Source organism: Paenimyroides tangerinum (assembly GCF_003865405.1).
Taxonomy (GTDB): domain Bacteria; phylum Bacteroidota; class Bacteroidia; order Flavobacteriales; family Flavobacteriaceae; genus Flavobacterium; species Flavobacterium tangerinum.
The window spans coordinates 244-1,227 of record NZ_RQVQ01000105.1 but is presented as its reverse complement, the minus strand read 5'-3'; the positions used below and the strand labels follow the sequence as shown (position 1 = coordinate 1,227).

1 pseudogene is annotated in these 984 nt (G+C 27.8%); it reads left to right on the top strand.

What is annotated here, in order from left to right:
- Window positions 1–66 precede the first annotated feature (66 nt).
- Window positions 67–804, top strand: a pseudogene (locus EG240_RS16360) (McrC family protein); the annotation flags it as partial.
- Window positions 805–984 lie beyond the last annotated feature (180 nt).

The following is a 984-nucleotide window of genomic DNA, read 5'->3' as shown; positions in this document are numbered from 1 at the left end:
TGAGCCGTTGCGCTATGCTCACTTTAATCCGCTGAAGGTGGTATACTATAGCCGTTTTTTGCAAATTATTCGCAATATTCGAATGAACATACTATTCACGAGATTCTTTTTAAAACGATTCAACTTTTAAAGAAAATCAATACAAATTCTGTGTTAAATGGAAGAATAGGTGCATTAACATTGAACTTTCCTGAAATGAAGGATATAAAAGTCAATGAATCTACTTTTAATAAAATTGTTTATGATCGAAAAAATCAACATTATAAAGTAGCTTTAGATATAGCCAAATTATTGTTATTGAATTATCATCCTGATATTTCTAAAGGACGTCATGATGTATTGGCTTTAATGTTTGATATGAATAGTTTATGGGAGCAGTTTTTTTTGGTCACTTTGAAAACAAAATTAAAAACTCATCTTGTTACATCACAAGTAACAAAAAGTTTTTGGAAGCCAACTTCGGGATATTCATCAAAAATGCGACCAGATATCATTCTAAAATGTAAAGAATCTCAAGAAAGTTTCGTTTTGGATACAAAATGGAAAAATCTAAATGATTATAATCCATCACCTGAAGATTTACGCCAAATGTATGTATATCATAGATTTTACCAAGCAAAAAAAGTTGCTCTTGTTTATCCTTCGGATCAACATTCAATTAAAAAAGGAAATTACTTTAGTTCAGAAAATTATTTAGAAATGTCAGAAAAAGAATGTAGTATAATGCAAATTGCTACAGCAACGGATATTAAAACTTGGCAAGAAGATATTGTAAACCAAATTAATTTTTTAATTGAGTATTAGAGCTTTTTATCGGCAACAAACCTTATTTTTAAATCAGAAGATTTTTTTTAATTAAGTTCAAAAATTTTAGTGTATAGCCATTTAAAGGTTAGGTACTCCATAGCTAAAGCATAAAAGTGAAATAAAAAAATCGACTATTCATTTAATAAACAGTCGATTTTTATTTTTTATAAATGAGCT